Below are 22,473 nucleotides of genomic sequence, written 5' to 3'. Positions count from 1 at the left end.
TGAATGGCGCTGTCCCAATTCTTCTACACAAGAGCTGACGCATCCGTCGCCTCGTTAAATTTATCCACAATTTTGGCGCCGCCCCCCGTCGCCGTTCGATATACCATCTCTGGCGTTTTATAATCCAACGATTGATGCAACCGCTCCTCGTTGTAAAACATGAAGTAGCGAGTCAAGCCCAGCAACAAGTCTTGTAGGCTGGCATGTTGTTTCAAATACACCTCTTCGTATTTCACCGTTCGCCATAGCCGCTCGACAAAGATATTGTCCAGGGCCCGGCCTCGTCCATCCATGCTGATCGTGATGTCGTGCTCGATCAATACACCGGTGAAAGCGTCGCTGGTAAATTGTGATCCCTGATCACTATTGAAGATCTCGGGCGTGCCGTGGGCCTTGATGGCTTGTTCCAAACAGTCCACGCAAAACCCGGCATCCATCGTGTTCGATAATCGCCATGACAACACCCTGCGACTGTACCAGTCGATGATCGCCACCAGATAGACAAAGCCGCGTGGTAACCGAATATAGGTGATGTCGGTACTCCACACCTGGTTGGGCCGGATGATGTCGACGCCTCTCAACAGGTACGGATAAAGCTTGTGTTGCGGATGCGGCTTGCTGGTATTGGGGCCGGGCGCCATGCCTGCCAATCCGAGGGTTCGCATCAAGCGCTGAACCCGCTTGCGATTAACCACATGTCCGCAGCTACGCAGATATTCCGTCATCCGCCGAGAGCCATAAAAAGGGTGCCGCGTATATTCCTCATCGAGCAGACGCAACAACAGGCCTTCATCCTCGTCAACGGCTTTCAGTAATCGCATTTTTTGCGCGTACACCACAGAACGCGTGACGTTGAGCAATTGACATTGTGTGGATAACGCTAGCTCGTCATCGGCTGCTACCCAGGTTTGACGCCGCTCTACAGGCTGATCCCAGACTTTTTTTTAAGCCAGTCCAGTTCCATATTCAACTGCCCGATCTTCGCATACAATCGGTCCGGATCATTCTGCACATTAACCGGTTTCGGCCCGCGCTTGCCTTCAAACAGACTGCCCGCATGATCCAGCAATTCCTTTTTCCATTGACTGACCTGGGTGGGATGCACGCCGTGCTCTTGGGCAATTTCATTGATCGTCTTCGTCCCTCTCACTGCTTCCAAAGCAACCTTGGCTTTTTGGTCCCCGGTAAATATCTTCCGTTTGCTTTCGCTCATGTCCTGCCTACTATTTCTCGCCAGGGCTTAGCTTAAACTACTGTCCGGTTTTTGGGGTCCACTTTACGGAATTAACCGAATCGGCAGAGCAAACCAAGCTTTTACTCCAGGTAGTCAGGGACTATTGTGAAGAAAAGCAATTTGATGTCGACAAAGCGCGAGAAATGCGCCAAAGAGTTCATGCCTACTGTGTCGAATGTACCAAGGAAAAGAAAGGCATTAGTCTGGATGCATTGTCTATGCGTCTTGACGATCAACAGCCTGCTAGCTTCTCTGAATTTGTCACGAGTAAAGATTATCCGCTTGGAGATGGCTTTGAGCCGAATAGTCGAATCTACCGCGGTTTGCGCCGCCATCGGATTAAGGATTCAAAGTTGACATTGGATTTCGAAGAGTCGATTCTAGGCTCACGTGTCATCTATGATGACCTTACCGAAACACTGATTATCAAAGACTTGCCTTTGGAATTTAAACAACGCTTGAAACCAACATCAACTGAAAGCGATGACCCAACTTGATTTGGTTGTAAGACTATGCCGAGAATTGACGGCTCCCTTTGTGGAGGACGCGTTACTTCATGGTTACATCGATAGTCTTACGGCCGAAACACTTACAGTTCTGAGGAAATTAGATGCTGACGGCCATTACATGCTGCCAACAGCGTTTGATGAACAGCGAGCGCTTGGTCAGCCATTTAAAGTTAGAGACGTTGCGATTCCACGTTTACCCGAGATGTTTTTTGCGAGTACTTGGGATGAGTTTTTACAACATCATAACTTTCGTTTTGCTAAACCGAGGTCATATTTTGTCATAGAAACAAATTTCTATTCTGCCGACGCTACTCAGGATCAATTTGCCGATCGATATTCCCAAGTTGTCGATTTAATAAAATTACTGGAAGAGATAGCCGATGTTTCTCAGCCTAGTGCAGGTCGTCTTGCGTTAGTTTTCATGGTCAAGGAGAAATTCGAGTTAACTATCGACTATGGGGCTGCCGACCTTAGAGCGCTTTCTGAGTTAAACAGCTTGCGTAACGAATTTATCGTTGACGATGCTTATACAGAGCAGCGTAAAAGCATTCTCAAGTCTGCGCTGATGGAAATGCTAAAAAATGTACCCGGCGATGAGAGATTTAAGCATCTACTTTCCGTGTTTGACGAACTCAAACGGCGGGCTCGCGATAATTATCAACTTTATGTTGCCGGGTTTTCTTTTGAGAAAGTGCGAGAGGAAGTTCAGGAAAACCGCTTGGAATACACCTTAAAATTGAACAAGGTGTTTGCGGAGATTCAAAATCAGCTATTAGCCGTCCCTGCGGCGCTGTTGTTAGTTGGGTCTCAGATGGACGAGAAAGCGGGAGATTCTTTAAAAAACTGGGCTCTTTGGTTTGGAGCCTTAATATTCACGGGCTTCATGAATATGCTTTTAAGAAATCAGCGTCATAGCTTGAAAGCGATTAATGATGAAATAAGTGAGTTGAAAGAAAAATTGACCGTTGAACATGCCGCGTTAGCTACCAAATTGATGCCAATGTATGGCGAACTCGACAAACGCTATAAACAACAGAAAAATGCCTTGTTATTTGTGGAAGTTTTGATAGCGGGAGTTTTGCTCTTTTGCACTTTTTTGTTTGGTCGATACTGCAAATTTTGGTAAAAAAATTCCAATCAAATTAATGGCAGAACAAATCTATTTTTATACCCCTTAGGAAATTATTCAATGAACAAATCCGACCTCATCGACGCCATCGCCAGCCACTCCAACCTGACCAAAGCCGACGCCAGTCGCGCATTGGATGGCATTACTCAATCCATTCAAGCCGCGTTGAAATCCGGTGATTCCGTGGCTTTGGTAGGCTTTGGTACCTTTGAAGTAAAAGAACGTGCCGAACGCGCTGGACGCAATCCACAAACAGGCGAAGCCATTACGATTGCTGCCGCCAAATTGCCATCCTTCAAAGCCGGCAAAGGCCTGAAAGACACGGTTCAGTAAATTTTAGGCCGCATCATTGCGGCCCCATACCCCAGCCTTCCAGTTCCGACTGCCGTTTGACCGTGGGTACATCCAAATCGGTCATCCGGCCTTGAGTACGGGTTAAGGTGTCTTGGCGGCCGCTGGAGGCTGCGCCGTATTTCTGCGGATTGAGTCGGCTGCCTGTGCCGGTGAGTTGATCCAGATTCAGCATGGCTGCGGCATTGGCGGCGGTCGGCAAATGCCCCGTCTGCGCCAGGATCGCCAACCATTCGTCCAGATAGACTTGGGTCCAGTCCACCCGGTCCAGGTCCGCGACTTTGATGCCGGTACAACTGGGACTTTCCGGCGTGCCAAAATCCATGCCCAACTGCGGTTTGATTTGTTCGTTGAGAATGCGCGCTAGCGGCGAGTTGTAGCAGCAGTAACTTTCCTTGCGCACCCAACACACGCCAGCTACCTTGCTCTCGCAATAGGTGCCGAGGTCCGTGCAGACTTTCAGTTGTTTCTTGGCTGCGAGTTCGTACTCCGGTTCTTCGCAGGAATAGACGATCTGGATAATCATGATGATGATCATCACCACGGTGTAGGCCGTCATCAGCGTACTGAGCAGTTCGCCGGCGACCGCGGCACCGCCGCCCAACTCGACGCCACCCGATTCCGCCGCCGGGGTTAAATTGCCCGCCGAATCGAAGGCAGCCTGGCCGCCAGCGCTGAACAAGGCATTGCCGGCCGCTTCGCCAAAGGTCTGGCCGATCCATTCCGCCACCGATTTCATCAATTCGCCTTTGAGAGAATCGAGCAAGCCTTGCGACGCAATATCGCTGGTACTGAGCATGTCGGTACCAACCAAGTCATTCACCGTCGAGGCAAAATCCGCCTGAAAACTGTTCCAGGCATCGCCGGCTAAAGTAAACGGAGTTCGCATGGTTTCCCAAGCGCCCCGAATCGCCGAGGTACTGTCCATAGCCATGACTGCGCTGTCCATCTGACTGGTAGCGATCAGCAAATCAATGTAGCGGCCTAGCCCCATCGCACCCGAAGGTGTTTCGCAGCAATCCACCAGACTGAGAGCGCCGCCGACCATTTTGCAACTGGCGGGTTTACCCTGGAATACCTGACAGGTGGTCGGATCCTTCTGCTGCAGATCGGCGTTGGCGTAGTCGCAATGCAAGTCCATCGCCATTTGCTGAGCGCTGTTGAGTAAGGCGACCGCCTTGCTGAAATCCTGACTCTGGGTGCGATTCACGGTAATGCAATCTTCGCCCATGCAGCGAATCGGCCCGGCGCATTGCTGTTGGGAATTGCTTTGAATGCCGGGAATGCCCACCGTTTGCCCGCAGTCATAAGTATCGACGCTGTCCCAGCAGGTGCCGGAGGCGAGTACACTGGTGCATTGGCTTTTGATGAACGAGCAGCCTTGCGTCTCCAAAGTCGAACAACTATTCGTGGGCGTACCATTGGCCGGAGGCTCCAAGCAATGGGTGCCGGCGGTGTCGGTCCAACATTGGCCATACTGATTCAAATCGCAGTGTCCAGAGGACTGGATATTCATACAGGTATTGCGAATCCCGGTCGAACTGGCCACCGGGGCTTGTGCCAAATCCGTGCCGCAAACCATCACCTGCGAAGTTGGATCGACGTAACAACCCGAAGCATTGGCAGGATCGCTAGTACAACTCAATTGGCTGCCGGCCTGACAAATGCCGTCAGTAATCGCATTGGCTAAGTTTTGGCAATTCGGGCCACTCCAACTCCATTGATCCTGGGTGATCAGTTTCGACAAATCGTAGCGAAGTCGAATCCTGGAATAACCTTCACCATTACCACCAACCATGGTTTCCTGTTTGAAGACTTTGTTGCCCGTACTGTTGAAGGCATAGGTGACGTCGCGATTGGGATGGTCGACCCAGCTATTGCTGAGCTCACATGAGCCACCCCAGCCGGTGGAACCGGTATAGATCAGATTCCCGCCGTAATAGACGCGGGCATGATCATCGAATTCGACGTCTTCCAGCGTGGCGCTGATGATGGCTTCAGGATGCAGGACGTTGTATGTGACTTCCCAGTTGAATATGCCGCAACCGGCTGACCAATAGTTATCGCCAACGCGGCCCACATACAAATCCATGCAGCCAGATCCACAGCTGGACATGCCTCCGTTTCCGGAGACAAAGCTGAGCAATGTTTCGACGTTAACTTGATGGGTGGCGGTACAACTTTGCGGTACCGTCGGTTGGCGCAGACACAATTGATAGTCGGGGATACGGACCGAATGGCTGGTCTCGGTTTGCGTGGTCACGGTGGTACAGTCCGAAAACGACTGCGCCCAGGGCGTGAAATTAGCAAACACCTGATCACCGGCAGTCCAGACTGCATCGTTGTGTAAATCCGGATGCGACTGGTGGGCGTTGTCAATCAGGGTGCGATAGGCTTCGCCGGTGAAGCTGGTTTCGCCGTTCAAGGCGGTCTGCGCGTTCAACCCCGCTGCCAGTGTGCCGGGGTTGTTGCCATAGAGATCGGCAAAGTCCTGGGTCGTGGTTGTAGCACTGTTGGTATCCGGAAACAAGGTGCCAATCGATATGGCACTTTCCTGAGCAGTCCCCGGATTCAAGGTCAGCGTGCCATTGCTGGTATCCAGCGGAAAAGCAAAACCATCGAGGACTTGCTGACCGAGTTGTTGGCCATCACGCCCGGCCGCCTGAATCGCATCGGCCCAGGACACACCAAACGGTGTCCAAGCCATCGTCACGCACAACACGGCAGACAGACTTTGATTTATTACTGAATGAGAGTTAAATGCTTGTTTCATAATGACTAATATCCTGAGCAGCAGTCAACCCACCTCCACAGCAGGTAGAGATGGTCTTCACCCGGCCCAGGATAGGTGCGCCCCACACCCCATTTAAACGTCGTCTCGCCAATGACGTGATTGGATTCGGTTTCCGCGACCGGATAAAACATCGATAGCCGGTATTGCGATTTGGGGATAAAGGGGTAGATATAGCCGCCGCACAAAGCATCGTTGCCGGAGGTTTTCCAGGCCAGCCCGCGTCGATGCAAGGAGGCCGTGGCGCGCGTTGCCAACAAGCTGGTAATCCTGGGATCGGTCCCGTAACTGGTCGGCGAAATCCCGGATAAGGGATACATATGACCCCAGGCGCCGGCACACCAGAACAAGGCTTCCAAGGGATTGCCGGTGGCGGCCGCTGCGGCATCGGCGACACAAGCGGAAATGGCCACCGGATTGGCGAACAACGCCGTTTCCGGGCTGGTGAAGAACGCTAGCAAATCGTTATTCCAGGTCGGATCCAGTTCCGAGACATACAGCAAATCGAAATCCCGATAGCCATCACTGTTGCAGCGACCATCCCAGAACAGATCCAGCAAAATGGTCAACGGAAACGCGAAATAGTGGTAATTGAAAAACGACATCTCGCTGGCATCGAAGTCGGCTTTGCCGGTGGTGGCGATCAGACGCACGTTCGAGGCACTGAATTTATGGCCTCCCAAAGCCGGCGAGCACCAGGGATTGCGGACAATCTCGATCAGCCTCGCCGGATTCCAAAGCCCCATGGTCATGCCCAGTTCCGGAATACCCATCGGATCGGTACAGAAACAGAACTTCTCATCAGTCGCGATGCTCGGTACGTTGCCACCGCCCAGCGAAGCTCCTGCCGCCCGAATCGGAAACAAACAGCTCCAGCAAATATCGGTGACCAACTTGCCGGACCACAGCTCGGCGTCGGAGCACAACGGATCGACGCTATTGGTTGTGGTGTCGGCATAAAGCGGGGTTGCCAGTGTTATCAAGCCTCCCAAAACCCAAGGGAAAACGAATCGTTTCATGACCGCTCTCCCGATGAAACAGGCAGTTTTCGTTCATGAACAATCAGACGGTTGCCGACTTGTTCGACAATCGCCGGTACCTGCTGTAATTGAAAACGACTTCGCACATCCGGAGTCAGTAAATACACCGGTGCCTGAAGCGCAGTTTCCAAACGCTGCAAGTTGTCCCAACCATCCTGACGCGACAGAGACGTGGCCAAATACATCATGTGGGCCTTTTTGTCCTGGCAGGATTGATGCTGAATCAGCTCAACTTGTGCTGGCACCGTGGCATCGAATACCATCAGGCATAAGCCAAACGGCATCTTGTCCAACGGATTGACAGTTTGTCCGGCTCGGATGATCAGCTGACCGTTGGGCGCTGCTAGATCGCGCGGTGCGGTAATGGTCAGATCCACGGACCGATCGTGATCCTCCTGAGCAATAGGTAAGTCTTCAAATTTTTGCTGTTCCCAGAACCGAGCGATAGCCTGTCGCTGCTTTTGTTTCCAGTCGATGGCGGCCATCCGGCGTTTGAGTTCTTCCAGCAAGTCGATTTCGGCAATCTCGCCGATATCGCCCAAGGTTCCCAAATCACCCTGCTTGCCGGCTTTGAGTTGCTCGTCCAGCCAGGACAAACTACTGACGCCATGAACGTGTAAACGGGATTTCCCATCCTGTTCGACGATAATGTCAGGCACCGACGTCACCGACCAGCGCTGAAAACGGGTGGGATCGATGATGATGTTGGGCAGTGGATCGATGCCTTTCAGCAAACGTTTGAGGTCAGCCATCAAAGCCGGCAGTTTTTGGCCGGGTTTAGGGCCACGAAACACCAGTAACACATCATCTCGGCCGGCCGCTTCTTCAAAGATGCCTTTCAGCGCCGTATCGCCGAGTGAAAACGAGACAAACAGCAGTGTGACTGGTTTGTTCGAAGGATTTGTCGGGTGGACGTTTTCCGATCCCGTCGATAGCGCCTCTGCTTGGATCGCCTGCGAAGCTTCCAAGACTTGTCGCGCCTGGTGTTTCATGTCCTGTTGATCAGTCTGACCGTTCAACCACTCAGGTCGAGGCTGGCCTTCCAAGGCTTGCAAGATGGCCTGAGAACGATCTAGCCAGGCTTCTTCAGCCTGAACCGTATGCACACTGAACCAGCAGAGAAAACAAACCGCCGATTGACGCCAAGGACGCTGTAACCGATCAAAACAACGCATAGGCCCGTCCAATCACTTGATGGTCGTAGACATAGCCCCAGTAACGCGAATCGAAGCTTTTGTCGGTTTGCCCGGTTACCCAATAGGCGGCGGGTGGGATCGTTTCATGGCGGTTAAAACGGGTAGCCGGCTTCTTGAGTTTCTCTGTCAAGGGTAGCCCGTCGATAACTGGTTCACCGTTTATAGTGGTGTGCTGCGGATCGACGTGAATGGTGTCGCCGGTTACCCCGGCGGCGATTTTGACGATAATCTGGCCATCCTTAAAAAATGGTGCCATGCGCTCGGCGCGAAACGCAATTAAATCGCCACGCCAGATGTCTTTCTTGTGGGTGTCGATCAGGTATACCCATTTATCCGGCAAGCAGCGATCAACCTGGTCGTCGCCGCCAATCAGAAATCGTTGACCGAGGTAACGCTCCACGGTTAATACGAGCAACAAAATCGGTATCGCCTTCAGCAGGAAGACACCTAAACGAGGACGAGCGACACGGGGCGAGGATGGCGTCTGGAACCGTGGATTATTCATCGGTTTAGCGTCCGACTTGTCGAACATAGACATCCTCCGGTGCGGCCACCACCGCTGTTGAATCGATCACCAGATAGCCTGCGTCACTGAGCTTTTTGGCTTGACCCTGCCAGTCATCGACGATCTTGGCCATCTGCTCCTGACTGGCATTGGGCGGTATCGATTGAATCAATTTGGCTCTGTCGAACACGAATACCGGCGTCACCAAATTCAAGCGTTCTAAGGGCTGTTGTAATTGCTGTTGCGCAGCCAACCAGCCACCGAGACATCCCAGACAGACAGCGATTAAAACAGTGCTGAGCCATTGTGATTTAGCGTCCATGATTCAACTCCCGTGTTTTAGACTGGCGACTGTCGATGAGTTGTTGAATGGCATCGCCCAGACTCAAACCTTGCCGGCGCAATTGCTTCAAGGCGTTGACGTCTTCGGGTTTGGTGGAGAACAGAATGCGTTTAAACGGGTCGACGATCAGTCGGCCGATGCCGGAGCCCATTTCAGTGATGAAGAAGATTTCCGAATAGGCGCCAGGTAAGGTGTGCACAGTCTTTAACAGTTCGTAGCCGCCATCCGACAACGGCAAGCGACGATCCTGCTTCATGCCCTCGATGACTTCGGCTTTTTGACCGAGCAAGTACATATTGGCGGAGTTCTCAACGATGGCTCGCCCTGCGGCATTGCGGTACAAGTCGTTCACCGATTGGGTGATGGTGACTGCAGCACCGCCGTATTTCCGAAACCGGCGGTAGCCGTGCTCCATGAACTTGGCCACATCGCCTTCGGTGAGCAAATCCCAGGCTTCGTCGATGATGACGATCTTGGGGCGGTTGCGTTCGCCCAGATACATTTCCTGCTGGATTTGGTAGATCAGTTGCAGCAACACCACCTGCTGCAGATGTTTGCGGCCTTTGAGTTCTTCCAGTTCCAGCACGGTAAAGTCATTGGTGAATTTGGCGTTGTTGCGGCCATTGAAGTAGCGACCGTATTCGCCTTTCGTGGTAAACGGAAACAACTGCTCGCCGACATCCTTCAAGCGTTGATCTGTTTCGGCGCAGAGTTGCCGGGCGATGTCGTCGACGGACATGGCCTGAGCCTTTTCGGTCCACAGTTGCTTCAATATCCGCTTGAGACCGGCTGTTTGAAAGTCGGTCAACTTCTCGGTGGGCGCCGCCATCTGACTGACCAATCCGGCTAACATGTCGGCTTCTTCCTCGAAGTTTTGCACGATTTCAAACGGGTTCATACAGATGCCGGAGCCGTGGGTGAATTTGACGAAATCGCCTTCCAGCACTTCGCAGAGGTTTTCGTAAGAGCGGCCGACATCAATCGCCCAGATTTGCGCGCCTTCGGTCAGGTAGCTGACGATGATCTCGTTGGTCAGGAAGGATTTGCCTTTACCGGATTCGGCGGCGATACACAGGTTGTAGTTGCCGGTGGTATCGAACAACGACACAGCCATGTGTTCGCCGTTACGGGAGACGAAATTCAAGGTCGGCGTTCCGGTGCCGGCCCAATCGCCGAACAGAGGCAATAATGGAATGGCATGGCGCGTGGCCAAGGTGCAATAGCGTTTTAAATCGGCTATCGCCGAACGCTCAGGGCCAAATGGCAAACAATTCAGGAAAAACGGCATGCAGAAATACTTGTCTTCCAAGAGTTGAAAACCCAGCTCCCGAAAATAGACGCGGGCATTGGAGACGGCCGCCGCTTCGTCCTGTTCATCGCAGAACAACAGCACGCCAAAATAACTGCGAATTGGCCGATCACCGTCACGGTAGGCGTCAAACAGCACATCAAAGTTATGTTTGCGTTGCACCAATACCGGTAAGAATCGGGCTATCGGCGTATTGACCTGATTGGTGATGAATTGCCGCACACCTTCCTGGTGGGTACGGGTCGATTCAGCGTCCGGGTAATGCAGGGTCAAACTGAGCAAGGTGTTTTGACGAATGCCGCGGGTGCCGGACAAAATGTCGCCCAGATAACTCTTGGCGCTGCCGAAGTAAAAATGATCGGGCGTGCGTTTGGCGGATAAGGTCTTAACGCGTTTTTGTCCTAGCCAAATGCCTTTTTCGTCGGTCCGAATCGCATTGTCGAAATCCAGCAATTGATCCCGTATCAATTGGGTAGGATCGCACTCGGGTACCACCCGGTCTTTCCAGCCGGCATCGGGCTGCCAGTTGAGTAGTGTGTTCAGGATGCGCACATATTGATCGGCCCCCAATATCTCTGGATACAAGCCAATGGTCGATAACGACTGTTGCGTAGCGAGTTGCAATTCAGTTGCTCGGCGGATGTCACTTTCACTGGGCCGGGGATGCGCCATGGGCAATTTCACGGTCACGAAAATGTGACTGCGACGCAAGCGAGCCCCCGAGATCGATTCCGGCGGTTTGGTGGTGCCTTGTCGCAGAAACTCGATACTGGCTTGAGTCATGGTTTTATAGGTTGGCTTTTGCTGTTTCAAGCGCCGGGTCTGCATGATTGCCAGCGATTCTTCGATGTCAGGCGAAGTCCAAAGGCTCACCTGCAACAAGGTGTCAGTCGGCCAGTCCTGGTTTAGCAACACGTTGACGCGCGCGGAAACGCTGGCATCGGCGCCGGTCAGCGGTCGGCACAGAAAGCCAAAGCCAATGCTGCTATCAGCCATCAGAAACAGATGATGGTCATATTCATAAGCCAGTACCGTGAATAACTGATCGGCACGTTGGCGTTGCGCGGTGGTCATGGGGTCTGATCCTCGAAATACAGGTGTTGCATGGCTTCGGTTTGATGCTCGGCACGCAGGCGAATCGTAAAGGGATGTCGACAAACGCGAACCGCACGCTTTTCGCGTTTCAACTGCCGGGCTCTAGCCGGATGACAGGGGTTGATCGGCTGACCATTGGCGGCTTGGACCTTGACGGTCCGCTTATCCTTCGCCAATGTGCAAGGGCGGCGGTTGCCCGCCGCGTTCTCGGTATCAATAGTTGAACCGGTCATCGTTATTCCAGGCCTAAATCGTGGCCGTCACGATGTTGGTGATAATGGTCGGTGCCGCAAACAGGCCGACCCCGCTGGCAATTCCCAGCACGAAGCCCATGATGCTGCCACGCACGACACCGGCGACCAGGCCGACGATGACGAACACGATGGCGATGATGCGGCCGAGCAAGCCTTCAACCCAGCCGGTCAGCAAGGTCCAGACGTTGTTGAACTCGGTACCGCCAGCACCGGCCATGGCGTCGGATGCCATCAACATAAAAAATAGCGATGCCAGGGTCACCAGTACCCCGGTTCGATGCGATGTTTTCATCAAAGATGTCCTCATAAAAGTTAAAGGACGGTTGCCCGTCGAATCTCGGACGTTCAGTCCGGCAGGTTTTAAGCGGTTGCCCGCTCACTCTCGCAGGGGGTGTGGTACCTGCGGTGAAATGGGATCAAGGATCAGGGCAATTTATTGCCTAATCGATTCACTGGACTCTCGTCATCAGGGGTATCGACGCTGGATCGTTTCTCCGGTGGGCGTTGCTCGACTTGTAAAGGAATCAACGACGAACTGGCTGTCGAAGCCGCCTTGCCGATCATCCAACGCCGGGGTTCCAGTTCGGTGTAGACGTAGTTGGACACCATCAAATCGCCCTCGGCATCTTCCCAAGGCGCGATCCAGATGCGCATCACCTGGGATGGCGTCCGAATCGGCGTGGGATCTTCGATCTTGGGCACGGGTTGCTGTATCGGTGGTGCGAGTGCCGGTTTTGACATTGGCTCTGATTCCTGGCTGGTTTCGGGAGGCGCTTCCTTTATCGCCGTATTGGTCACCTGGTAGGCCTGCGTCGTCGACAGACAGCTGGGTTCGTCCGGCATGCCTTTACAGCCGTAGTCGGTGGCGCAGCCGGTGGTGATGGCGATCAGCAGTACACTGAGGCTATAAATAGAAAACTGATGAAAGCGGGTCATGGCTTTTTCTCCGTGGCGTTTGTGTTTTGTGCGTTTGTATCGGGCGTTGTTGCCAGACTGGGCGACGGTTTCGGTTTATCGGCCAACCAATCGGCTAACACCTCGGGTGCGCCACTGTGAGTGCGGCCGTCAGGAGCAATCAGAAATGGCACACCCTTCAAATCGAATAACTTGGCGGTGACCACGGCTTTTTGCAGCGGCTCTTTGTTGCACTGAACCGGTGGTTCGGTCGGCAAGCCCGCGTAATCCTGTTTCAACAGTCGGTCGCGCACGGTGTCTTTGGCTTTTGTCTCGTTGGTTTCCAACTGACACGCCAGTTGCACGACGATGTTTTGCGATTCAGGGCCGAGGATGGGGACCATCACCAGTTTGAAGGTGTATTGGTCTTGCAAGGCTTGCAGGTCTTTCATGACCTTGCCGCAATATGGGCAACGCGGATCGATGAATACCAACACCTGGCCTTTGCCGTGGCCAACCGTCACGGCGCCGAGATCGTCAGCCTTGAGTTTCATCCGCGATAGATCGATGCGGTTGGCGATTTTGTCGATATCGGCCAATTCCTTGATCTCCTGTTGGGTCCAGATGTCCATCAATTTGCCGCCGTAAAAGGCAAAACGACCATTGCTGGAAATAAACACGGTTTGATCGCCGGTTTTGACCATCTTCAGGCCCGAGATCGGCAAGTCTTGCATGCCGTCGATTTTGATCGACAGCAAGCCGGCGGCAATGTCCGAGACCGGCTGCTTTTGCGGATTGGCGGCCAGGGCGATGGATGTACCGAGTAGCGTGGCTATCAATAGAGAAATTTGGCGTGGCGTCATAACGACCTTTGGGTTTGGGTTAACGAATCAGCTCGGTGACTTCAGCTTCAGCGCCGTGCCTTTTTGCACGATGAAGTTGACCTGGCGAGTCGCATCGACTTCGATGACCGGGTAAATCTCTTCGGCCATGTCCATGTAAAAATGCGACAGGCGTTCCATGGCGTAACCGGCGCCTTTCAGGGCACCGCCTTCCATCGACTGCGAGGAAAACGCGCTTTGAAACGGTGTAGTACCGGAAAGCGCCCCCAGACCGCCGGTCATCAGCATCGGAATCTGGTTGCGACCGAAGGCATCGGAAAAGCCGCGTAAAAAGCCCGCCATCATGGATTGGGCGAGTAGCGCGCCTTGTTTGGAAACGACGCGGCCACGCACCCCGTTTTTGCCGTCTTCGCCAGTGGCATAGGCATTCATGGGTACTTCGATCACGCCACCGTCCTGACGGACACAGGAAAAAGTCTCGCCGCGAAAGTAAGCGCGCTCAGCACTCAAATCGCCAAAGCCGGCTGCCAGCAGAAAGCACTCCCGCACATCGGCGTGGAAGCGATTGGGCAAGATGGCTTCTTTTTTGATCCTGAACAGCACCGGCATGGGTTCTTTCTTGGCTTTTTTGCCGGTCGGGGCATCGAGGCCATTCAACAACACGCCGGTCAAAATACTGCCTGCGGGGATGAAGACATCGCTGCTGGCGTGATCACGGTTCGAGCGGCCTCGACCCTCGCTAGGGGCTGCGTCTTTGTCTTTACCATTGGACTGCTCAGTGCTTTCCTGGATGACGCGAATTTGCATCGCCGCCGGCGCTTGGTTATTGGCTCGTGCTCCTGAGACGCCGGTATTGCTAGCAGTCGGTGCGGGAATAGCGGCTTGCTCGAACACGCGGTTGAGATCGTCTTGCCCGTTGTCGAACGGCGGATTGCTCGGGCGGCGGTATGACGGTCTTCCCGGTGCCGTTGGCTCCACAGCAGGTTGATTGGCGTCGCCAGGGTTGCCAGCCACTGCCGTTGTAGACGCTTTGTTCTTCAACGTCTCAACTTCACCGGTGACCGCTTGAAGCTTGGCTTCATAGGCTTCCCGCTCAGCGGTGGTCCATTGTTTGAAACGCGTTTCGTCGGATTGCTGTTCGCGCCGTTGCTGTTCTTCGATTGAGGCTAGTCGGCGGGCTTGTTCGTCGTTTTTCTGCAGCAGATCGCGCAATTGCGCAGAAATGCCGTCGATACCGAGCGAGCGAGGATCGCTATCGGTCAGGATGTGTTGGATGGTGGCCTGTTTACTCAGCGGCTTGCTGACTTCCGGGGTGACGGTGGCCAGCGCGATGATGACGGCCAATACCACTGTACCGATGCTGCCGACAGCTAAATTACGTTTGGCGGTCGGACTCAAGCGTGTCCACCAAGTATCGACGCTGGCCATTACTGTTGACCTCCGTTCAGTAACGAAGGCCGCAAACTGGATGACGCCTCAGGCGATTGTCGGACCACGACATACAATTCGGTCGCTTCCTGTGGCTTCAATACCACGTTGGGCCAGACCGAAACGGCGAGCACGTCCTGTTGCGTCGTCGAGCAACTGCGTTCGTCGAACTCGAGCATCTCGCTGCCGGTATTCTTGGCAAGCCCCACCAAAATCAATCGATCCTGGCTTTCCAGAACTTGGCCGGTTTTGATCTGCACGCGGTCTTGCAGGCAGCGAATCTGTTCCTGGGACTTGGGTTCGCGTAGTGAATATCCGGCCGGGGTCTTTTGCAAACCCAAATCCCGAAACAGTGCTTTCAGTTGGCTGATGTAAGCTTGTTCCTGTTGGCTCGAGGTTCGATTTGCCGTATCGGCGCGCTGCCATTGGTTCAACAACTGGTAACTGTCCTTGTCCAGATCGAGGTGGATTTCCCGCGCCGGAATGCGTTTGGGGATCAGGGTAAGAGACAAGGCAATGTCCTGGTTGTCGCCGGGCGTGATGTATAACGTGACCGGCGTTTCGTCGGCGGTGGCGACATAAACGATTTTGCCTTTGGTACTGGTAGTCGCCTGACTGGTGGTCGTGACCACCGGATGTTCGAACGGTGTGACCAGGCGATTCAAGTGGCCGACGGCAATTGGCATCAGTTCGTTGATACCGGGTTTGACGGCAATGTGCTGTGGACCGATGGAAGTGGCTAACACTGCGTTTGACGCCGCCGCTTGTTGTTTTGCGGCTTTCAAGACACTGGCATCAACTGGTGGCAACTCGATACCTAAGTCGAGCTGCGACGGAACAACGGTCTTTGATGGCGATACGGATGAATCTTCGGCTACTGTGGTGACCGGTGGTAACACAGTCACCGGTAAATCATCGCTGGCCCAAGCACCGTTGGCGAGCGAAAGTAATAACCAGGGGTGCATCAATCGTTTCATGGTTGAGCCTCATTAGGTTGGCCTTGGGTGGCTTTCAAACGGGCCAGGGTTCTGGGGGAATCCGGATACACGTCGATGTATTCCAGGCGGGGCCGATAGTTTTTGATGGCGATGATGAATTCGTAGGTACGGGGTTTAACGTCCGACTTGGAACTGGGGCCTTGGCTTTTCAGTTCGCCGCTGACAAAGACTTTGTTGGTCTCGGCTTCGTAATCGACGTGACGCGGAGTGAAACTGATCGCGACCCGGTCCATTTTGATGGCCTTGATTTGATCGCTCATGGCATCCAGGACACTGCGGTAAATATCCGGCGCCAATAGCGGCTCGACTGCGGTTTTCAAAAAGTCGGCATTGGCCGGCGTAGTGTTGCCGAGCAATTCGGCCAGGAACAAGCCCCAGGACTCCTTGAACTCACTGGATGCTTGGCTGCGGGTGACTTCGACTTCCTGCGTCAAGGTCGGTGGCACCAGAATGATGCTGCGTTCGGTGCGCCAGGCGGCCAGCGAAGTAATCACGCAAATCACCAGCAAGCCAATAATGATGACGCGGCTAAACCGATTCTCAGTCTCGTGCCCGTCCCAGGTTTGCAGAAATTCCGACCATCTCATGGCAGGAACCGGCGAATGTAGGGATTGGGGATGGTCTGAGCGCGACTCGGCAACAGGCCTAGCCAATACAACGCATGCAAGGTGTAGCCGTCAGGCCGGTTGTCGCGGAAACGCCGGTAAAACTTGACTGCGATGAATCCCAGTACTAAGCCAGGAATGAACTGATCGATCAACATGCCGGTAAGCATGCTGACCATGAAGGGTACGATCTCGTCCGCACTCCACAATAAAATGTGGATCGGATCGTCAATCGACTGGGGAATGGCAACGGGTTCCATAATGACCTCCGGTTGGGATGGTCATTATTGTGAAGGGATATTTGAAGAGAGTTTTTGCAGCTGACGACGAATTTGCGCTCAGCTGCAGCGCTTGGCCGAATACCAATTGACTTCAAAGGGGTTTGGGGCTGTTGCTGGGCCAACATTTTGGTGGGGAAATTATTTCCATTAGTCGTCTTCTTTATACATAAGTGGCCTTGATCGTTTGGGTTTGCTTTGTTATTCGGCTCAAGACGCTATCGTCAAAACGTTCAAGTTCTATCAGGAATGAATAAAGGCAGTGCGCAGATATATGAGTTGCCTGCAGTTGAAAATTAGAGATGGCAAGTTAAAGACGACATTTCATGCAGCATCGTGTTGGATAGGATGGAGGGTATGTGTTAAACGAACGACGTGATTTAGAAAATTCCACCGATGATGCTCTAGTGCTTGAAGGAGCCACTTCTCTGACGGATGTGTTGCAACAACGCGCAGAGTGCAACCCTCACCGGATCGCGTATACATTCTTGGATTATGGGGTATTGGGCGAGCATCCGCTGACCTACGACGAACTCAATTCAAAAGCCAGGCAATTGGCAGCTGCGTTGCAACAGAAGGATATGCAAGGTGAAAGAGCATTATTACTCTATCCACCCGGCCTGGATTACATCGTAGCCTTTTTTGCTTGCCTTTATGCGGGGGCGATTGCTGTTCCGGCCTATCCGCCGAGTAATAATCGGCATATGCCCAGGCTACAGGCCATTCTTGTTGACAGCAAAGCCAAAATAATTCTTACCACCCGGCAAGTTGCCAACAATATTCGTCACTTCCCCGGCGCCACGGGTGATTTGTTAGACAAGCATTGGGTGCAAACTGATGTGGTCGAACACAGTGTCGATGCAAGCTCATGGCAGTCCCCTATCTTACAAGCCAAGGATTTGGCCTTTCTACAATACACATCGGGCTCTACCGGTGATGCAAAAGGGGTGATGATTAGCCACGGTAACCTGATGGCTAATCAACAGTTAATCAAACGCCGATTTGGCCACGACGAACGCTCGACCGTGGTTGGTTGGCTACCGCTATATCACGATATGGGCCTGATCGGCAATGTCATGCAGCCATTGTATTGCGGGGCTAGCGCCGTTTTGATGTCCCCGATGGCCTTTTTGGAAAAACCTCTACGCTGGTTGCAAGCCATTAGCGATTACCGTGCGCATACCAGTGGCGGTCCTAACTTTGCTTACGATTTGTGCGTCCAAAAAATCAGTCGCGATGAGTTGATGGGGATTGATCTCAGCAGTTGGCAACTGGCATTCAATGGCGCCGAACCTATCAATCCGCTGACCCTGCAGCGATTCAGCGACGCATTTAAGGCATGTGGATTTCAGCGGCGAGCATTCTATCCCTGTTATGGCCTGGCCGAAGCAACGCTCTTGGCGACTGGCGGTGCTAAACAATCCCTTCCAAGGATTGCAGCATTTGATAAGGCTGCTTTGGAGCACCGTATAGTCGATTCAGTAGATGGCAATCAATTAAATGCCAGAAGCCTTGTAGGATGCGGAACCATCGATATTCATGATGGACAAGACTTACGTATTGTCGATCCTGATAACGCGACTTGTTGCCAGAATGGTCGAATCGGAGAAATCTGGCTGAGCGGTCCCAGTATCGCCCAGGGCTATTGGCAGAACCCTGAAGTTAGCGGAAAAGCATTTGTTAACGATGCCCATGGCCAATCCTGGTTACGCACTGGTGACTTGGGATTTATCGACGGCGGAGAATTGTTCGTTTCTGGGCGGTTAAAAGACTTAATCATTATTCGTGGCCGTAATTATTATCCGCACGATCTTGAGTATGCTGTCGAAGCAGCAACCGATGCGTTGAATCCTGCCTCAACAGTCGCGTTTTCGGTTGATGAAGGCGATGGCGAACAGTTGATTGTATTAGCCGAATTAAAGCGCAATCGCGTCAGACAAGAAGATTATCGAAGCGAATTCTCTGCCATCCGTACCCGATTAACCGAAGAATGCGGTATCCAGGCCGACCAGATTTTGTTTCTAAAGCCCGGCACTATTTTAAAAACCAGTAGCGGAAAACTTCGGCGAAATGCTTGCCGTGAGCTTTTTATTCAGCAGGGGTTTGAATTTATCGCCATAGACAACTTGCAAGTGTCGAGCGAGATATCACAGTCTTTAGTGAATGTTGATCCGGGGGCGAACGAACACCGCTTATTGCGCCAAGCTTTACTCACGATGGATAGCGGCAATGCCGCCGATTTATTGGCAGAACATCTTTCACTGAAAGCCGCAGCGTTATCCGGATTGGCTGCTGGCACTGTCGAATCAACCCATACACTATCGCAACTGGGTTTGGATTCGTTGAAAGCCGTGGAAATGAAATATTTCATCGATGACTTGCTGGGCATCGATCTACCCATCATTGACTTACTCGGTAGCTCAACCTTATCTGCTTGTGCTGTAACCGCGCTGAGTCTGGCCAAACTTGCCGCCAACGCGCCTGTTTCTATTGCCAGCGCCGACATAGATAGGGCTTTGAACTCCGTGATGTCTTACAACCAGCAGGCATTGTGGACCCAAGCGCAATTAGCATCGGGCAAAGCCTTGCACCACATACTCATTGCATTGCAAATCAGGGGCAAATTAAACCGCGAAGCTCTGGGTCGCGCACTGATTGAATTACATCAGCGACATTCGCAATTACGTGTTGGGTTTAAGCTGGGCACCGATCAACATCCGGTTTGTCTACCTCTTGACCAACTAGAGCCATGGCTGGAGCAGGTTGATTGTTGCGATCACTCGCAGCAAATGAAGAATCTGCAACTTTTTGTCAACAAGCCGTTTGACCTAGAGCATGGGCCGCTACTGAGATGCGGGGTATTCAGTTGTGATGATGCCAATCCTGTTCTGGCATTTTGTGCGCATCATTTGATCGTCGATTTTCGTTCTCTGCAAGTATTGCTGACGGAGTTACAAACACTCTATTTAGCTCAAAGCGCCGGTCAGACATCTCTATTGTCATCCTCTACTTCGGTTTACTCGGATTATGTCGCATGGCAACGGAATTATCTGGACAGCACTGCCGCAGAACAAGACTTGAACTATTGGCGGCAGCAGCTGGCTGCTGAGTTACCAAGGTTGGAGCTGCCAGGTGAACGTTCATCAGCCGGTGCCGATTCATACCAAAGCGCCGCGGAAACGCTACATATTTCGACTGAAACGTTGAATAAACTTAAGCGCTTGGCCGCCACCCATCACACCACGCTGTATACGCTGTTATTGAGTATCTTTAAGACCCTGCTGTACCGCTACAGCGGTCAAACCGATCTGATCGTCGGCAGTCCAACCTTAGGACGACCCAGACGTGAATTTGCCGATTTAGTCGGTTATTTTGTCAATCCAGTCGCATTGCGTAGTCGACCTCATGGCGAACAGCCATTCTGCGATTACTTGGCTCATGTCAATACCACTGTGTTGGAAGCGCTCGAACATCAGCATTATCCCTATGCTTTGTTGGTGGAGAAAGTATTGCATCGCACAGCCAACGATATAGCGCCATTTCGGACTTGGTTTGTGTTGCAGTCCGCAGATGATCCATTGGCGGCGGCGCTGGCCTTGGGACAATCGGGTATTGCCGGCCAGTGGAGCGATATTACGGTTGAAACGGTTGCCTTGCCGGAAAGATCGGAAGAGTTCGATTTGGCCCTGCTGTGCGCGGAAGTCCGTGAGGGTTTGACCGCAGTGATCAGCTATCGTTGTGACGTCGTAAGCCAATTGTCGGTACTGCGTATGCTGGGACATTTTCAATGTCTGCTGAACGGTATATTGGCGGAACCCAACACCCGTTTGAGTCAATTACCGTTTTTGACTGTACCGGAAAAACAGCAGCTGGCTGCCTGGAATACCACAACGACTTATTATCCGGAGCACCGGAGTATCGTTGATCTATTTGAAGCGGTTGTAGATAACCAGCCCCAGACAACGGCGTTGATATATGGCGAGCAGCGGCTTTCTTATGCTGAATTAAATGAGCGATCTAACCGGCTGGCGCATTATCTGATCGCACAGAGTGCCGGTCCGGAGCGTCGCATCGCGTTAAGTATGCCCCGTGGTTCTGCCTTATTGATTGGCATGTTGGCCATCTTGAAAGCAGGTGCGGTGTATGTTCCTGTTGACCCAAGCTATCCTCAAGAACGACAAACGTATTTGTTTCAGGATGCCGGGGTCGATTGGCTGTTGACCGTGATGTCCTTGGCACCGGCTCTGGATTGCGGTCACTTGGTGAAAATCTGCGTCGACGAACCGCATTGGTTCGGTGCATACAGTGCGACTAACCCATCAGTTAAGCGATTTCCAACATCCGCTGCCTACCTGATTTACACCTCCGGTTCGACCGGCCAACCCAAAGGAGTGGTGGTCAGCCATGCCAATTTGTTGCATTCAACATTGGCGAGAAGCACTTACTATCGCGAACCGCTTGATTGTTACCTGCTATTACCGTCGTTTGCATTCGATAGCTCGGTGGCTGGCATTTTCTGGAGCCTAAGCCAGGGAGCCTCTCTGTGTTTGCCTGACGACAACCTGCTGAAAGAGCCGCTGGGATTGGGGGCCTTGATTGAGCGCAACCAGGTCACACACCTTTTAACCTTGCCATCGTTATATCAGCTCTTGCTGGAACATGTTCCCAGCGTCGCTTTGCAAAGCCTACGTACCATTATTGTCGCCGGCGAAGCCTGTCCAGGTGTTTTGGCTGAACTGCATCACGCGCGTTTACCGACCATCGGGTTATTCAATGAATATGGCCCGACCGAAGCCACCGTTTGGTGCAGTGTTTATCGCGTTCAACCAACTGATTGTGATGCAACGCTACCGATCGGCACCCCTATTACTAATATGCGTATCCACATCGTTGATGCAGCGATGCATCCCGTTGCGATCGGTGTGGCAGGTGAATTACTGGTTGGTGGTGATGGTATTAGCCGCGGGTATATTGGCCAGCCTGGTTTGACGGCTGAGCGCTTTGTACCGGATCCGTTCGCGCACAACGGCGGGCGCTTATACCGAACTGGCGATCGGGTGAGATATCGTGCGGACGGCAATATCGAGTTTTTAGGGCGTTTCGATCAGCAAGTCAAAATCAGAGGCTATCGCATTGAACTCGGCGAAATCGAAGCGTGCTTACTTCGACATCAGGCCGTGTCTAGTGCTGCAGTCATCGTTCGAGAAGATACACCAGGTATGAAGCGGCTAGTCGCCTATTGGAGTGGTGAGGCCGCTATTCAAGATGCACTGAAATCTTTGGTTAGGGATAGATTGCCGGACTACATGCAGCCATCGACCTGGGTATGGCTTGAATCCATGCCGTTGAATGCCAATGGCAAGCTGGATCGCAAAGCGCTGCCAATGCCGGAAATTCGGACCGACGATCAATACGCCTTTGTGGCGCCGCGCGATGAGGCCGAGGAAGCTGTGGCGTCTATTTGGTGTGAAGTGTTGGGTATTGACCGCTTGAGCATTCACGACGACTTTTTCGAACTGGGAGGACATTCACTCGCCGGCGTGCAAGTGATGGCAAAGATACAGGACATGTTTGCAATCGATCTACCCGTCAACGTGTTGTTCGAGGCAACGACGCTAGCCAAATTCGTTGATCGCATGGCTGAATGTCAGAGTGAGGAATGATGACGAATT

19 protein-coding genes are annotated in these 22,473 nt (G+C 52.7%); 4 read left to right on the top strand and 15 right to left on the bottom strand.

The features are described from left to right. Positions 1–23: 23 nt before the first annotated feature. A protein-coding gene (locus EBB_RS13780) for an IS3 family transposase (RefSeq protein ID WP_225587443.1) occupies positions 24–1,213 on the bottom strand; the annotation gives its coding sequence in 2 pieces (ribosomal slippage) (positions 24–934 and positions 934–1,213; 1,191 coding nt in all). Between EBB_RS13780 and EBB_RS13775 the strand changes: the two genes are divergently transcribed. From EBB_RS13775 to EBB_RS13765, 3 genes are read left to right on the top strand one after another with little or no spacing between them, the layout of a single operon-like run. After that, positions 1,189–1,731 (top strand): nucleoid-associated protein, encoded by a 543-nt coding sequence (locus EBB_RS13775; protein ID WP_192395027.1) that lies wholly within the window; start codon positions 1,189–1,191, stop codon positions 1,729–1,731. The two genes, EBB_RS13780 and EBB_RS13775, sit on opposite strands and share 25 nt — an antisense overlap. After that, positions 1,718–2,869 carry a hypothetical protein gene (locus EBB_RS13770; RefSeq protein ID WP_192394379.1) on the top strand — a complete coding sequence of 384 codons (1,152 nt, stop codon included), beginning with the start codon at positions 1,718–1,720 and terminating at the stop codon, positions 2,867–2,869. The genes EBB_RS13775 and EBB_RS13770 overlap by 14 nt, the downstream gene beginning before the upstream one ends. A 15-nt stretch (positions 2,870–2,884) precedes the next feature. Then, the gene (locus EBB_RS13765; protein ID WP_306790022.1) at positions 2,885–3,205 is read left to right on the top strand and encodes an HU family DNA-binding protein; all 321 of its coding nucleotides are present in this window, start codon (positions 2,885–2,887) and stop codon (positions 3,203–3,205) included. A gap of 13 nt (positions 3,206–3,218) precedes the next feature. Here EBB_RS13765 and traN read toward each other — a convergent pair whose 3' ends face one another. The 14 genes from traN to traL all read right to left on the bottom strand — a co-directional run bounded on the left by traN (position 3,219) and on the right by traL (position 16,783). Continuing rightward, positions 3,219–5,996, bottom strand: coding sequence for a conjugal transfer mating pair stabilization protein TraN (gene traN / locus EBB_RS13760; RefSeq protein ID WP_192394377.1), 2,778 nt, complete (start codon positions 5,994–5,996; stop codon positions 3,219–3,221). A 5-nt stretch (positions 5,997–6,001) separates the two neighbouring features. After that, the gene (locus EBB_RS13755; protein ID WP_192394376.1) at positions 6,002–7,033 is read right to left on the bottom strand and encodes a TraU family protein; all 1,032 of its coding nucleotides are present in this window, start codon (positions 7,031–7,033) and stop codon (positions 6,002–6,004) included. Beyond that, positions 7,030–8,229 carry a TrbC family F-type conjugative pilus assembly protein gene (locus tag EBB_RS13750; RefSeq protein WP_192394375.1) on the bottom strand — a complete coding sequence of 400 codons (1,200 nt, stop codon included), beginning with the start codon at positions 8,227–8,229 and terminating at the stop codon, positions 7,030–7,032. Before EBB_RS13750 ends, EBB_RS13755 begins: the two co-directional genes overlap by 4 nt. Further along, the gene (gene lepB / locus EBB_RS13745; protein WP_192394374.1) at positions 8,216–8,782 is read right to left on the bottom strand and encodes a signal peptidase I; all 567 of its coding nucleotides are present in this window, start codon (positions 8,780–8,782) and stop codon (positions 8,216–8,218) included. Before lepB ends, EBB_RS13750 begins: the two co-directional genes overlap by 14 nt. Then, positions 8,760–9,077: a hypothetical protein gene (locus EBB_RS13740; RefSeq protein ID WP_192394373.1), complete on the bottom strand. Its 318-nt coding sequence runs from the start codon at positions 9,075–9,077 to the stop codon at positions 8,760–8,762. Before EBB_RS13740 ends, lepB begins: the two co-directional genes overlap by 23 nt. Further along, the gene (traC, locus tag EBB_RS13735) at positions 9,067–11,481 is read right to left on the bottom strand and encodes a type IV secretion system protein TraC (protein ID WP_192394372.1); all 2,415 of its coding nucleotides are present in this window, start codon (positions 11,479–11,481) and stop codon (positions 9,067–9,069) included. Before traC ends, EBB_RS13740 begins: the two co-directional genes overlap by 11 nt. Next, positions 11,478–11,735: an RRXRR domain-containing protein gene (locus EBB_RS13730; RefSeq protein ID WP_192394371.1), complete on the bottom strand. Its 258-nt coding sequence runs from the start codon at positions 11,733–11,735 to the stop codon at positions 11,478–11,480. The genes traC and EBB_RS13730 overlap by 4 nt, the downstream gene beginning before the upstream one ends. 13 nt (positions 11,736–11,748) lie before the next feature. Then, positions 11,749–12,048 (bottom strand): TraA family conjugative transfer protein, encoded by a 300-nt coding sequence (gene traA / locus EBB_RS13725; protein ID WP_064007116.1) that lies wholly within the window; start codon positions 12,046–12,048, stop codon positions 11,749–11,751. A gap of 131 nt (positions 12,049–12,179) precedes the next feature. Beyond that, positions 12,180–12,692, bottom strand: a complete 513-nt coding sequence (locus tag EBB_RS13720) for a TraV family lipoprotein (protein ID WP_192394370.1) — start codon at positions 12,690–12,692, stop codon at positions 12,180–12,182. Further along, entirely contained in the window at positions 12,689–13,513 is an 825-nt protein-coding gene (locus tag EBB_RS13715) for a DsbC family protein (protein WP_192394369.1), read from the bottom strand. Before EBB_RS13715 ends, EBB_RS13720 begins: the two co-directional genes overlap by 4 nt. Before the next feature lie 27 nt (positions 13,514–13,540). Then, positions 13,541–14,920: a TraB/VirB10 family protein gene (locus EBB_RS13710; protein WP_192394368.1), complete on the bottom strand. Its 1,380-nt coding sequence runs from the start codon at positions 14,918–14,920 to the stop codon at positions 13,541–13,543. Beyond that, the gene (locus EBB_RS13705) at positions 14,920–15,897 is read right to left on the bottom strand and encodes a TraK domain-containing protein (protein WP_192394367.1); all 978 of its coding nucleotides are present in this window, start codon (positions 15,895–15,897) and stop codon (positions 14,920–14,922) included. Before EBB_RS13705 ends, EBB_RS13710 begins: the two co-directional genes overlap by 1 nt. Then, positions 15,894–16,505, bottom strand: a complete 612-nt coding sequence (locus tag EBB_RS13700) for a TraE/TraK family type IV conjugative transfer system protein (protein WP_192394366.1) — start codon at positions 16,503–16,505, stop codon at positions 15,894–15,896. The genes EBB_RS13705 and EBB_RS13700 overlap by 4 nt, the downstream gene beginning before the upstream one ends. Beyond that, positions 16,502–16,783: a type IV conjugative transfer system protein TraL gene (gene traL, locus EBB_RS13695; RefSeq protein ID WP_192394365.1), complete on the bottom strand. Its 282-nt coding sequence runs from the start codon at positions 16,781–16,783 to the stop codon at positions 16,502–16,504. Before traL ends, EBB_RS13700 begins: the two co-directional genes overlap by 4 nt. A 377-nt stretch (positions 16,784–17,160) precedes the next feature. Between traL and EBB_RS13690 the strand changes: the two genes are divergently transcribed. Then, positions 17,161–22,464: a non-ribosomal peptide synthetase gene (locus EBB_RS13690; protein WP_192394364.1), complete on the top strand. Its 5,304-nt coding sequence runs from the start codon at positions 17,161–17,163 to the stop codon at positions 22,462–22,464. The last annotated feature ends 9 nt before the right edge of the window (positions 22,465–22,473 follow it).

It is taken from the genome of Methylomonas fluvii (genome assembly GCF_014850975.1).
Taxonomy (GTDB): Bacteria; Pseudomonadota; Gammaproteobacteria; order Methylococcales; family Methylomonadaceae; genus Methylomonas; species Methylomonas fluvii.
This window is presented reverse-complemented; position numbering and strand designations above follow the sequence as displayed.